This is a genomic window from Tenacibaculum sp. Cn5-46, assembly GCF_022347705.1.
Lineage (GTDB): Bacteria > Bacteroidota > Bacteroidia > Flavobacteriales > Flavobacteriaceae > Polaribacter > Polaribacter aiptasiae.
The window spans coordinates 294,648-308,096 of the sequence record NZ_JAKRGD010000003.1 but is presented as its reverse complement, the minus strand read 5'-3'; the positions used below and the strand labels follow the sequence as shown (position 1 = coordinate 308,096).

The window sequence follows — 13,449 nt, the reverse complement described above, 5'->3', positions numbered from 1 at the left end:
TTAAAGTTTAAAACTTACCTTAGTATAGAAGAATGTACCGTTTGTTCCCATTTGAGTAGCATCCCATAGACCTCCACTATCTACATGACTTCCTTGAACAGTAGGGTAGGTATTAAATAAGTTATTAATTCCTAATTGATAGTTTAAAAAATTAAATAATTGATATCTAAAATTAATGTCAACAGTATATTTAGGTTCATAGATATCTGTAGCCGCAGCAATTCTCTCTTCTTCAGAATTATTGAAGTAGTAAATAGGTTCTTGAATTTGCCAATCAATAAGTTTTAAGCCACTGTATCTTGTGATATTCAAATTAGAACTAAACTTATTTTTTTGATAATTTATACCTAAGTTGAATTTACTTTTAGGAGCAGAGGCTAATAAGAAATGTTGTTCTCTAATTCCAAAGAAAGTTTCTTTGTCTAAATTTTGATTTTTAATTCTACTAATAGACATTCTATTAATATTACCATTAAAGTTTATGGATAATTTTGAATCACCAATTTTTTTTAACCATCTAGCTTTTAAATCCAAACCTACAGTTTCTGTATCAACTCCATTTGCAAAGAATTGTATATTATCTACATTACCTACATTTAAATTAGTGGCATCGAAAATACCACTTAAAATAATTCTGTCTTTAATAGAAATATAATAAGAGTCTAGAGAAAAACTAAAGTCTTTATAATTTGCAGCAAAACCGAAACTAGTGTTTATCGCTTTTTCTTCTTTCAGTTTATCAATTCCTAGTTTTTGTGTGATTGGATTGTTGTTAGCTACTAATAAAGATTCAACGGGTAAATTTCCTAGATAATTTGTAAAAGTTAAATTATAATAAATCTGAGCTAAAGAAGGAGCTCTGAAACCTGTACTAAAAGAACTTCGTATGTTTATGTTAGGAGATAATTTTATTCGAGTAGCAAGCTTGGTATTAAATGTGCTGCCAAAATCATTATAGTATTCATATCGAATAGCTGTGGCTAACATCCATTTTTTTGTAAAGTCAAACTCAGTATCAATATAGAAACTAAAATTGGTTCTGTCTTCATCAACTTCATTCATAGGAGAGTACCCAGGAAACCCTTGTGATCCTCCAGGTCTTATAAAACCATTATAAGTTACTAAGTCTGAGTTTGAGGTTAGAGAATTTACAAGGTTTCCGTTTACATCGTAAGCACTGTAAGAACTTTCTTCTCCTGCAAAGATTTGGTAATTCTCAATTCGATGTTCAAAACCAAAAGCAACATTTATACCTTTTAATGACTGCATAAAATATCTAGAGAAATCTATACTGGTGGTATTTTGCATTAATTGATGTCCGCCAGCATCAAATTCTGTAGGTGAGTTTTCTTGTAATGTAGCATTTAAGGTTTCCTTAATGGTGTAATGAAAGTTATTACTTCCATAGGTGTTATTAAAGTCAATATTCCAATTTTTAAAGTTTGTTTTGATACCTACAGACATAGATTTGTCTGAAATATCAGAAGTAATTAAAGGATTAAAACCATTTGGGTAAATAGCTAAAACATTTCTCTCACTATCTGCATCTCGAGAAAAAGCAAAAGCTTCTGTATTTCTATAGTTATAACCTCCAAAAGCATAAAGTGAAGTATTTCCTTTAATAGGAACTTCAGAATTAAAAAATAAACTAACATTTTGAGAGGCTGCTTCTCCATATTTTTGTCTTAATTCAGTCGGAGCTCTAAATGTGTGGTCTTTTGATAGAAATTCTGTACTAAAATTGATAAATCCTTCCTGTTTTATTTTAACACCATAATTAACATCTACTTTATAAGTAAGACCATCTATTGTATTTACAGGTGCTACATTTTGAATGTTTGGATTTGCATTATGAAAGCCAAAAGTTGTATTGGCTGATAAAACATTAGTAGTGTCTTTTAAAACAACATTAATAACTCCAGCAATGGCATCTGAACCATACTGGGCTGAAGCACCATCTTTTAAAATCTCTATGCGTTTGATGGCCGAACTAGGGATAGCGTTTAAATCGGTACCAGAGTTTCCTCTTCCTCTTGTTCCATATAGATTTATTAAAGAAGCTTGATGTCTTCTTTTACCGTTAATTAATACTAAGGTTTGATCTGGTCCTAAACCTCTATAAGTTGCAGGAACAATATGATCGGCACCATCGGCACCTGATTGTTTAGTAGCATTAAAAGAAGGGACAGCAAATTCTAAGAGTTCATTAACCTCTGTGAGTCCACTATTATCTATTGTCTTGTCAATATTAATAATGTCGGTAGCAACAGGTGCATCTTTTTTAGACCTGTTTTTATTTCTTGATCCTACAATATGTACTTCGTCTAAAAATAAATCGTCTTTAAGAATAATTTGTAGTTGCTTTTTTTGAAATTCAATAGTTTGATTAAGGTATCCTACATGACTAATTCTTATTAAATTATTTACATTTTTTAGAGCTAGAGAAAATGTTCCGTCTGAAAGGCTAATGGTTCCGTTTTGTGTACTATTTTCAATAATACTAGCTCCTTCAATAGGCTGTAGGTTTTTGTTTAGTACAATCCCCTTTACTAAGAAAATACTATTAGTTTTTTGAATAGAATCACTAATTATTTGATTTAATGTTGAGGTATCGTATACTTTTGAAGTATTATTAGATTTTGAAATTTCTTTAGCATAGATAACATAATAATTGTTGCCTAAGTAGTCTAATGTTAAAGAGGTAGTTTGTTTTAGTAATTCAATTGATTTCTCTAAAGACAGATTATTAAAAGTATTTAAATTGACTGTTTTATTTTTAAGTAAATCTGATTTGTAGGTGAAATGGACATTATGTTTTTTACTCAATGATTCTAATAATTGAGTGACTAATACCTTTTGTTGAGAAAAGATTTGAGTAGAGTTTAAACCTATTAAAAGTAATAAAAAGAAAAAATGTTTATTGAAAGACATTAAATAGGTTACATAATTATTTTTTAGTAACGACTAATTTACTGTTTTCTTTAATTATTTCAACATTTACTGATTTTTTAATGGCTTGTAAGCAAATATCAATATTGGTTGTAGGTACAGTTCCTGTAATTAAACTATGCTTACTTTCATTATCTCTAAAGATTACTTCATAACCATAAGTTTCAGTAACCTTTTTTAAAGCATTTTCTAATGATAAATTATTAAACGTTAAAGTACCATTCTTCCACGAAGTCTGTTCTTCAGCTGAAATATTTTCTTGTTCAACTAAGATTTTATTTTCTTTAAAAGAGTAAGATATAAAGTTGCCAGGAAGCATTTTTTTGGAGTCACCATTCTTTAAGGCTAACCATATATTTCCTTCTTCTAAATATACTTGTGTTTTTTCTTCTTTAGAATTAACATTAAAAACAGTTCCGTATACTTCAACCTCTAAATCGTTCGTAATTACCCAAAACTTAGCATTAGTAGTTTGTTTTTTGTCTACTTGAAAATAAGCTTCACCTTTCAGCCAAATTTTTCTACTATTATCCTTTTTGTAGGAGAGAGAAGAGTTTGCATTTAATGTAACTAAACTTCCATCTTTTAATTTTAAGTCTAAAATTTCTCCATAACCAGTTTCATGAGTTATGGTACTAGAACCTGAAAATTTAAGAAGAACAACACTTAAAATTAAAATAAAACTGGCAGTAATACCTATCCACTTATTATAATTAGATTTAGAGACTGTTTCTTTTTTAACTGTATTTTTTTCTTGCTTTTCTTTTATCGCGGATCTAAATTTATTCCATTCAAAATCAATTTTTTCTTCTGAAACAACTGCTTTTTTTAATTGAATACCTAAAACAATGTCCTTAGCTTCTTCAACAATTTCTCTTTTATCAGGGTTGTTTTCCAGCCAATATTCCCAAAAAGTTTCGTCAGAAAGCTTTTCTTTTTTAACCCAGTTTACAAAAGAAGGATCTTCTATAAAGTCTGTTATAATATTGAATGTTTTTTTTGTCATATTCTTAACTTAACAAGTTTCCCTGCATCTACAATAAGAGTTTCTAATAAATTATATACTCTTTTTGGGAGGGCAAATTTACGAATTAAATAATTGAGAAATTTTTATGTTATATCTTAAGCTTTTTAAAGCTTTATGTAATGTGTTTACAACGCTCTGATAGTTAATTTCCATGGTGTCAGCTATTTCAGCTGTTTTAAGATTACAATGAAATTTTAAAAAAATAACCTCTCGTTGTCGTTTAGGCAATTTGTTTAAAAGCACTGCTAAGTTTTTATCTCTAAAAGATTCAGATTCTTGGTGAATTAATGTTTCTTCAACAGTAAATTGAATATCAACCATTTTCTCATCAATATCTCTAACAAAACGCCTTTTTTGTTTTTTTTGTAATTTTTTAATTATCAGTCTTCTGTAAGAAGCAAATAAATAAGGAGCAATACTATTTAAATCGCTTAGGTTTTGTCTATGCTCGTAAATGTAAATGAAAAAATCTTGTAAAGAATCTTCTGTTAAAATAGAATCTTTTGAAATTTTTAAACCATATGAATAAAGCGCACTATAATAACTTTTGAAGAGAGCTTCAAAGGCTTTTAAATCTCCATCTTTTAAAGATTTCCATAAGATTTCATCAGATAAATTCTTCATTATAGAGAAGTTAGTTTGCAGTTAAAAGTACACAAAAAAATAAAAAAAATGTAATGGATATATATTTAAAACTAAAATTAAGAGAATTCAGAATTGATAATTAGATAAAAATAGAAACCAAATATGTATATTTGCAATCGCAAAATTTTCAATAAAAGAATAGAATGAAAGCTGGAATTGTAGGACTACCAAATGTAGGAAAATCAACATTGTTTAATTGTTTATCAAATGCAAAAGCACAAAGTGCAAACTTTCCTTTTTGTACTATTGAACCAAACTTAGGAGTAGTAAACGTACCTGATGCTAGGTTAGAAAAACTTGAAGAATTAGTTGTTCCTGAAAAAGTAATACCTGCTACTGTAGAGATTGTAGATATTGCTGGATTGGTAAAAGGAGCAAGTAAAGGAGAAGGATTAGGAAACCAGTTTTTAGCAAATATTAGAGAAACTGATGCAATTTTACATGTATTACGTTGCTTTGATAATGATAATATTGTACACGTAGATAATTCTGTAGATCCAGTTAGAGATAAAGAGACTATTGATATAGAGTTACAGTTGAAAGATTTAGAAACAGTTCAAAAACGTTTAGAGCGTGTAAAAAGAACTGCTAAAACTGGAAATAAAGAAGCTCAAGTTGAGTTAGAAATTTTATTGAAAGTAGAGGCTACTTTATTAGAAGGTAAATCTGTTCGTTCTATTGAGTTTACAGAAAAAGAAGAGGAATTTGTAAAGCCATTACAGTTCATTACATCGAAACCAGTTTTATACGTATGTAATGTTGATGAAAATTCAGCTGTGTCTGGAAACGATTATGTAACTAAAGTAAAAGAAGCTGTAGCTCATGAAAATGCTGAGGTTATTGTTTTAGCAGTAGGAACTGAAGCTGATATTACTGAATTAGAAGATTATGAAGAGCGTCAAATGTTTTTAGCTGATATCGGTTTAGAAGAGCCAGGTGTTTCTCGTTTAATTAGATCGGCTTATAAATTATTGGATTTACAAACATATTTTACTGCTGGTGTTAAAGAAGTAAGAGCTTGGACAATTCCTGTTGGATCTACAGCGCCTCAAGCTGCTGGAGTTATCCATACCGATTTTGAAAAAGGTTTCATTAGAGCTGAAACTATTGCTTTTGATGACTATGAAACTTACGGTAGTGAAGCGAAAGTAAAAGAAGCTGGAAAAATGAGAATTGAAGGAAAAGATTATATTGTTAAAGATGGAGATGTAATGCACTTCAGATTTAATGTGTAATCAATTTTAAGATAATATTACAAACTCTATTGAAGCAATTCGATAGAGTTTTTTTGTACCTTAGATTTTTTAATTTAGGATTTATGCAATTTGAAAAACAAACATTTCAGTTTTTAAAAAAATTAGAAGCTAATAATAATAGAGATTGGTTTGCTGAGAATAAAAAATTATACGATGCCTCTCTTGGTAACGCTAAAGATGTATTCTCTAAAATTTATGAAAATTTAGAAATGCATGATGATATAGCTAAACAGAAAATATATCGAATTTATCGAGATGTACGTTTTTCAAAAGATAAAACACCTTACAATCCTCGATTTGCAGTTTCGTATTCAAGAAATGGAAAAGAATTAAGAGGAGGTTATTTTTTACAAGTAAAACCAGGTGATACTGTTTTAGGAGGTGGTTTTTGGCAACCAGAAAAAGAAGACTTGTTTCGAATAAGAAAAGAATTTGAACTGGATGATAGTGAAATTAGAGAAATTTTATCTGAAGAGAAATTTGTTAAATATTTTGGAGGGAAATTAGAAGGAGATGAGTTAAAAACAGCTCCCAAAGGATTTGATAAAGAGCATAAAGCAATTGATTTAATTAAAAAGAAAGGTTTTATAGCTATCAGAAATTTTACTGATGAAGAGGTATTGTCAAGTAATTTTGCAGAAGAAGTAGATAATTCATTTAAAGCATTGCGACCTTATTTTAATTTGATGAGTGATATTCTTACCACAAATTTAAATGGAGAGTCATTATTATAAGAAAAAGCTGAGAATATATCTCAGCTTTTTGTTTTTATAGAATTATATTTGGCTTAAACCACCATCAACTTCTAATTCTACCCCGTTAATGAATGATGCTTCATCAGAAGCTAAAAATAATGCAGTATTTGCGATTTCTTCCGAAGTTCCAAATCTACCTAACGGTACTTGTGTAGCGAAACCTTTCCCCATTTCTTCTACTACCTCTTGTGGTAATCCCATTTTTCCATAAATAGGAGTGTCAATTGGTCCTGGAGCAATAGAGTTTACACGTATACCTCTCGATTTTACTTCTGAAGTAAGAACTCTAGCATAAGCTCTTAATGCTCCTTTACTTGCTGAATATACAGCTAGTCCATCAAAGCCTTTCTGATGTACTATAGAATTTGTAAATAAGATACTTCCTTTATCATTCATAAAAGGTAAAGCTTCTTTTGTAGCTAGTATTGGTCCTTTTACATTAATATCAAAAACTTCATTGTAATGTTCAGCTGTGATATCTGTAGTAGGAGTAACTGGAGCTATACCAGCATTTAAAAATAAAATGTCAATACTTCCATATTTATCAACAGCTTTTTTTATTAGTTGTGTATTATCTTCATCTTTTGATACATCAGCTACTACAGTAATAAAGTCACCGTTTAAATCTGTAGTCGCTTCTTTTAAAGCGCTTTCTCTTCTTCCTGCTAATACTACTTTAGCTCCGTTTTCTAAGAATAATTTTGCTGTTGCTAATCCAATTCCACTATTAGCTCCTGTTATAACTGCTACTTTGTTTTGTAATTTATTCATGTTTAGTTGTTTTTATTTGAAACGTTCGTTTCAAATTGAGTTAAAAAAAATTAATTTAATATAGAAAGTGTTGTTTTTACGATACTTTCTAAACGACTATAATCATTCATTATGATACCAGAAATACCTAAGCCTTGTAAAGAGTTAAGTAAGTAATGTGCATATTGATCTGAAGACTTATTAGTGTTAATAGAGCCTTCTAACTGTCCTTTTTCTATAAGGTCTCCTAATAATTGAATCATATTATTATAATTATTATTTAAAAAACCTTCAATAACTGTTTCCTGATTGGCCATTTCAGAAGTACAATTATTAATAAGACAACCTATATTTTTATTATCAATATTGTTTCTAACATTCAATAAAAAAATAGCTTCAATAGCTTTTATTGGAGTTGCTGCTTTACTAGTAACTTCATCAACATTACATTTAAATATTGATTGATAATATTTTAAGCACAGTATATAAAGATCGAGCTTACTACCAAATGAATTGTAAATACTAGATCTGTTTAAACCAGTAGCATCTACCAAATCTTGCATAGAAGCCAAACTGTAGCTTTTACGATGAAAAACTCCAGTAGCTTGCTTTATAGCTTCTTCTTTATTAAATGTTTCTACTTTTGGCATTTATTTGAAATGAACGTTTCAAAGATATGTGTTTTTTTAATACTAAATTAAAAAGAAGTGTTAATTTTTATTTTGTAGGTTTAATCGAATTTCTCTTTGTAAGAAAAAGAAAGTAACTAAAGTGGATAAAATATCAGCAATTGGAAACGACATCCATACACCATTTACTCCATAGAATCTTGGTAAAATATATACTAATGGAATTAAGAAAATACCTTGCTTTAATAAAGTTAATACTAAGGCAGGTAAAGCTTTACCGGCAGCTTGAAAATAAGCCGATCCAATTAATTGTGTTGTAATAACAGGAGTAGCTAGGAAAGCAATAATTAAAGCATTAGGAGTACTGTTTAATAATTCTTTATCGTTTGTAAAAAGCCCCACTAATTGAGAAGGAAATAACATAATTAGAATAAAAATTACAGAAGCTATAATAGTACCAAATAGTATAGAAGTTTTAATGGTTTCTTTAACCCTTTCAGAATCATTAGCTCCATAATTATAACCTGCAATAGGTAAAAAACCTTGTGTGACACCCAAAACAGGGAATAGTGCAAACATCATTACTCTATTGATAATACCATAAACAGCAATTGCTATTTCACCACCATATTTGAATAATGTAAAGTTTAAAATAATTATAAGTAAACTAATTACTCCTTGACGTACAACTGTAATTCCTCCTAAAGCAACAATTTCTTTTAAAATTACTGGATTAATTATAAAGAATTTAGGAATAATTCTTAATTCGGTGTTTTTCGATAAGAAGAACCATAAAACGAATAAACCACTTACTCCATAAGAAATAGATGTAGCAAGTCCAGCACCAAACATTCCAAGGTTAAAAACTTTTATAAATAAAATATCTAAAACAATATTTGAAATAGCTGGAAATATTAAAGTAAACATAGCGTAATTAGGTTTGCCGACGGCTCTAATTACTGGGTTTCCCATCATAGCAAAGGCTAAAAAAGGAACTCCCCATATGATTACATGAAAATACTCTGCAGCTGGAGCTACAATATTTCCATTAGCACCAAATAATTGTAAAACAGGGAAACAAAAAAAGGTTCCTATTAAAACAAATAGAAAAGATAAAACAACTGTTAAACTTATTTGATTTCCAAAAACTTCAAAAGCTTTAAAAGTGTCTTTTCTACCTAAAGCTCTTGATATGATAGAGCTACCTCCAATTCCAATTCCCATACCAATAGAAGAGATGAAAAAAGCAATAGGTAATACAACAGTAATAGCGGCAATAGCCATAACGCTAATCCACCTACCAACAAAAATGGTATCTACAATCATGTTTAAAGACATTACTAAAATCCCAATTGAAGCGGGGATAGCTTGCTTTAAAAGAAGTTTACTAATTTTTTCAGTACCAAATTTGTTGGTTATTTTATTCATAATTAAAATCTAGCATTCGAATATCTTAAATATTATCATATTTGAAAGAAATGAAACAAAGTTTTAAGTAATAATTAACATCATTCTTGTAAGTTTGTTAAATGAATCTTTACGAAAAAAAACTTATTGTAACGTCAAAAGATATTGATGAGTATAATCATGTGAATAATGTAGTTTATGTACAATGGATGCAAGATGCTTCAAATGCACATTGGAATCAACTTATAAAAAATGTTCCAAAACCTGATTATGTTTGGTTTGTAATTCGACATGAAGTTGATTATAAAAATCAAGCAGTTTTAGGAGATGAGATAACTGTAAGAACTTGGGTTGGAAAGACTGAAGGTATTAAATCGGTGCGTCATTTTGAAATTTATAAAGAAGAATTATTACTTGTAAAATCGCAAACAACATTTTGTTTGTTAGATGCAGAAACGAAAAGACCTAGAAGAATAACTAAAGAAGTAACAAACCTACTTTTAGGATAAAAATAAGCGATATCTTTGCACTTATAAATTAATAGTATGACAACATTTACAGCTTTAGGAGTACGAAAGGAATATGTTAAAGGATTAAAAGAGTTAGGAATAACAACTCCTACCGAAGTTCAAAAAGAAACGATACCATATTTATTAGAAAATAATTCAGATTTTATTGGGTTAGCACAAACAGGAACAGGGAAAACTGCTGCTTATGGTTTGCCAGTTTTGCATAAAATAAATCCTTCAAAAAATACAACTCAAGCCTTAATATTATCGCCAACAAGAGAGTTAGTTCAGCAAATTAAAAAACAGCTATTTAAGTTTACTAAATATGTAGATGGTAAAATTTTTGTTGAAGCTGTTTATGGAGGAGAGAAAATAGATCGCCAGATTAAAAATTTACAAAGAACTACACATGTAATAGTAGCTACACCTGGACGCTTAATTGACTTGATAGAGCGAGGTGAGGTAAATTTAAAGGATATTAAAATGTTAGTACTTGACGAGGCTGATGAAATGTTGAGTATGGGGTTTAAATTAGAATTGAATCGTATTTTAAAATATACTTCAGGAACTAGAAAAACGTGGTTGTTTTCTGCAACAATGCCCGATGAGATAAGAAGTATAATTAAAAAATATATGAATGCTTCAGCAAAACAAGTTGAAGTAAATAAAAACTCATTGGTAAATGCAAACATAATTCATCAGTTTGTACAAACTACAATACCTGAGAAAGTAGATGTAATTATTAAGTTTTTAGAAAAAAGACAATCGGAAAGAGGAATCATTTTTTCAAGAACAAAAGCGGGGGCACAAAAGTTAGCAAAAGAGTTGAAAGAGGAAGGTTTTTCAGTTGAAGCTTTAGAAGGAGATATGCAGCAAAAAGAGCGAGATAAAGTAATGCGTGCTTTTAAAAAGGAAAATCTTCAAGTTATTGTATCTACAGATGTTGCTGCCAGAGGAATTGACGTACAAAACTTAGGCTTTGTATTGCATCATCAATTGCCAGAAAAACTAGAATATTATACACACAGAAGTGGAAGAACAGCCAGAGCTGGTAAAAAAGGAGTTTCTTTAGTATTAATTCTTAACAATGAAAGAAATAATATTAAAGAAGTTGAAAGAAAACTAAAAATTGAATTTTCTGAAATAAATATATAAATGAGTATCATTTATGCTATAGATATCGCAGGAACTTTTGCTTTTGCTATAAGTGGAGCATTGGTAGCAATGAAAAAAGACTTCGATGTATTTGGAGTTATTATTATTGCTTTTGTTACCGCAGTAGGAGGTGGGATGATACGTGATGTTTTAATTAATGCACATCCTATAAATTGGATTGGTGATATTAATTATATCTGGACAATTCTAACTGCTGTGGGAGCAACATTTTTATTTAGAAGTAAAATAGCACCTTTGCGTAAAACAATGTTTCTGTTTGATACTATTGGAATTAGTGTGTTCACTTTATTAGGTTTGCAAAAAGGATTGAGCTATGAATTGCATCCGTTTGTAGCTTTAGTTATGGGAATGGTATCTGCTGTTTTTGGAGGAGTTATTAGAGATGTTCTTACTAGAAAAGTTCCTCTAATCTTTAAAAAAGAAATTTATGCCTCTGCTTGTTTGGCAGGAGGAGTTATATATTTAATTTTAGGTAATTTTAATCTGAATGAAGATTTGCGATTTATTTTATCGGCAGCAGCTATCATAATAATAAGAACCGTTGTTGTTAAGTATGAGTTAGAGTTACCAAAAATAAAAAAGGATATACTTGGTAAATAATTAGTTGTAACAAATGGAGAAATTAGTATTTGAAAATTTAGATGCACTACATAGTTTAAAGGGAAAGCCATTACCAGTAGGAGAATGGTTTACAGTAACTCAGCAAATGATAAATGATTTTGCAAATGCTACTTTAGACAAACAATGGATTCATGTAGATGAAGAAAAAGCAGCTAAATATTCACCAACAGGAACAACTATTGCACACGGATTTATGTCAGTTTCAATGTTGTCTGAGTTAATTTCTGAATTAATAGAAATTAAAAGTGTAAAAATGGGATTGAATTACGGTTTAAATAAAGTTCGTTTTCCCAACCCAGTCCCAGTTAATAGTCAATTGAGATTGCTAAGTTCTTTAAAGGAAATTGAAGATTTTAACAATGGTAAAAAACTAACTTTTGATTGTTTAGTAGAAATAAAAGGACAAGAAAAACCAGCCTGTGTTGCAGAGTTTATTTTTGTTTTACTAGAATAAAAAAGCTGTCTTTTACAAGACAGCTTTTATATTTTATAATTTTTTAAGATAATATCCCTTTAGCTTCAGATCTTTTAGTATACCATAAGATAAATAAAGCAAAACCAATAACCATAATAGGCATAATTACAGCTCCTGGACCATAAACTTCCATAGCTCCACTCATAAAAAGATTGTAAAACATTTGTATTACAATAGCTACTAAAGAAATTAAAAACATAGGTTTCGCTAGTTTTCTACGAAGTAATAAAAAGATACTACCTATAAAGCCACCAAAAACAGCAAGAGCAAAAGCAGTCATTGCCCAAGAGGGGGTGTTTTGTACCATTTCCATTACTTTTTCATCAGGGTACATTGCTTTAAAAGCATCGGTATTGTATGCTTGTTGTAAGTATTGATTTACTCCCATACCATTCCATAGTAGAGAAATAACAGCAATAACCCAGAATCGTTTTTGAGGTTTGTTTGAATTAGTCATAAGTTGAAATTTACGTTAGTTGATTTCTAAAAATACTTATAAAGAGCTATAAATCAAAATTTAAAAATTATTATATATTTGAAGAACAACAAAAGGGGATTAAAAAATAAAGCAATGAAAATAAAATTGAGTTTTATACTCTTGCTACTAATAGGGGTTAATAGTTATGCACAAAAAAAAGGATTACCAGAAGGATGGATCAGAATTCAACAAAATGGAAAAAGAGCTTATAAAAATTTGGTAACAGGTAAAATTTCCAAAAGATATCCAAAAACTCCAGCATTAAAACCTATAGAAGACACTGTATTTGATCCAACAATAATCCATGTTGTAAAAGAGGGGGAAACTCTAATTTCAATAGCAAAAAAATATAGTTTTGATATTGCAAAGCTTCATGAGTTGAATAGTTTTTCTAAATCTAAAATAGCAGTAGGAGAGGAAGTAATTTTAGGATACGCTCACAATCAGAAAGAAAAGAAAGCTTTTTATAATGGAGATGTTAGTGTTTTAAACCATGATCATGATCACGACGATGATTATGAATATTACGATAAAACAGAGAAAAAAAATGTTGGATTTAAGTATCATATCGTTTTATCAGGAGAAACATTATATAGAGTGGCTATGAATTATAAATTATCGGTAGAAGAATTAAAAAAACTAAATAACTTAAAAAAAGCAACTATTATGGTTGGACAAAAATTAAGAGTTAAATAATCAATCTTAAAATAGTGTTAAACTAAAAACAATAACTGTAACAATTTGAAAAAGTTGTCGTCATATAAGTGTAATT

14 protein-coding genes are annotated in these 13,449 nt (G+C 29.4%); 7 read left to right on the top strand and 7 right to left on the bottom strand.

The window, feature by feature from the left end:
* The 3 genes from MHN29_RS08080 to MHN29_RS08070 form a co-directional block, all read right to left on the bottom strand.
* Positions 1-2,931, bottom strand: a complete 2,931-nt coding sequence (locus tag MHN29_RS08080) for a TonB-dependent receptor domain-containing protein (protein WP_235274003.1) — start codon at positions 2,929-2,931, stop codon at positions 1-3.
* A 16-nt stretch (positions 2,932-2,947) separates the two neighbouring features.
* Entirely contained in the window at positions 2,948-3,955 is a 1,008-nt protein-coding gene (locus MHN29_RS08075) for a FecR family protein (protein WP_235274002.1), read from the bottom strand.
* 78 nt (positions 3,956-4,033) lie between these two features.
* Positions 4,034-4,600: an RNA polymerase sigma factor gene (locus MHN29_RS08070; protein ID WP_235274001.1), complete on the bottom strand. Its 567-nt coding sequence runs from the start codon at positions 4,598-4,600 to the stop codon at positions 4,034-4,036.
* A 164-nt stretch (positions 4,601-4,764) separates the two neighbouring features.
* Between MHN29_RS08070 and ychF the strand changes: the two genes are divergently transcribed.
* Complete coding sequence (gene ychF / locus MHN29_RS08065) at positions 4,765-5,856, top strand: redox-regulated ATPase YchF (RefSeq protein WP_235274000.1); 1,092 nt, start codon at positions 4,765-4,767, stop codon at positions 5,854-5,856.
* A gap of 83 nt (positions 5,857-5,939) precedes the next feature.
* Positions 5,940-6,611: a DUF2461 domain-containing protein gene (locus MHN29_RS08060; protein ID WP_150899152.1), complete on the top strand. Its 672-nt coding sequence runs from the start codon at positions 5,940-5,942 to the stop codon at positions 6,609-6,611.
* 42 nt (positions 6,612-6,653) lie between these two features.
* Here the strand turns inward: MHN29_RS08060 and MHN29_RS08055 are convergent, their stop codons facing one another.
* Genes MHN29_RS08055 through MHN29_RS08045 form a run of 3 tightly spaced genes read right to left on the bottom strand, consistent with a single transcriptional unit; the run spans position 6,654 to position 9,439 of the window.
* On the bottom strand, positions 6,654-7,403 hold the full coding sequence (locus tag MHN29_RS08055; RefSeq protein WP_235273999.1) for an SDR family NAD(P)-dependent oxidoreductase: 750 nt from the start codon (positions 7,401-7,403) through the stop codon (positions 6,654-6,656).
* A gap of 50 nt (positions 7,404-7,453) precedes the next feature.
* Positions 7,454-8,032 carry a TetR/AcrR family transcriptional regulator gene (locus MHN29_RS08050; protein ID WP_235273998.1) on the bottom strand — a complete coding sequence of 193 codons (579 nt, stop codon included), beginning with the start codon at positions 8,030-8,032 and terminating at the stop codon, positions 7,454-7,456.
* A gap of 60 nt (positions 8,033-8,092) precedes the next feature.
* Positions 8,093-9,439 (bottom strand): MATE family efflux transporter, encoded by a 1,347-nt coding sequence (locus MHN29_RS08045; protein WP_235273997.1) that lies wholly within the window; start codon positions 9,437-9,439, stop codon positions 8,093-8,095.
* Positions 9,440-9,540: 101 nt separating this feature from the next.
* Between MHN29_RS08045 and MHN29_RS08040 the strand changes: the two genes are divergently transcribed.
* The 4 genes from MHN29_RS08040 to MHN29_RS08025 are packed head-to-tail and all read left to right on the top strand — an operon-like array spanning position 9,541 to position 12,178.
* Positions 9,541-9,927: a thioesterase family protein gene (locus tag MHN29_RS08040; RefSeq protein ID WP_235273996.1), complete on the top strand. Its 387-nt coding sequence runs from the start codon at positions 9,541-9,543 to the stop codon at positions 9,925-9,927.
* Positions 9,928-9,963: 36 nt separating this feature from the next.
* Positions 9,964-11,082, top strand: a complete 1,119-nt coding sequence (locus MHN29_RS08035; protein WP_235273995.1) for a DEAD/DEAH box helicase — start codon at positions 9,964-9,966, stop codon at positions 11,080-11,082.
* Complete coding sequence (locus MHN29_RS08030; RefSeq protein WP_235273994.1) at positions 11,083-11,703, top strand: trimeric intracellular cation channel family protein; 621 nt, start codon at positions 11,083-11,085, stop codon at positions 11,701-11,703.
* Positions 11,704-11,716: 13 nt separating this feature from the next.
* The gene (locus MHN29_RS08025) at positions 11,717-12,178 is read left to right on the top strand and encodes a MaoC family dehydratase (RefSeq protein WP_235273993.1); all 462 of its coding nucleotides are present in this window, start codon (positions 11,717-11,719) and stop codon (positions 12,176-12,178) included.
* 43 nt (positions 12,179-12,221) lie between these two features.
* Here MHN29_RS08025 and MHN29_RS08020 read toward each other — a convergent pair whose 3' ends face one another.
* A complete protein-coding gene (locus MHN29_RS08020) occupies positions 12,222-12,656 on the bottom strand; it encodes a hypothetical protein (protein ID WP_235273992.1) in 435 nt (144 codons plus the stop codon).
* Positions 12,657-12,770: 114 nt separating this feature from the next.
* On the opposite strand from MHN29_RS08020, the gene MHN29_RS08015 reads away from it, so the two are divergent.
* Positions 12,771-13,373 (top strand): LysM peptidoglycan-binding domain-containing protein, encoded by a 603-nt coding sequence (locus MHN29_RS08015; protein WP_235273991.1) that lies wholly within the window; start codon positions 12,771-12,773, stop codon positions 13,371-13,373.
* Positions 13,374-13,449: the final 76 nt, after the last annotated feature.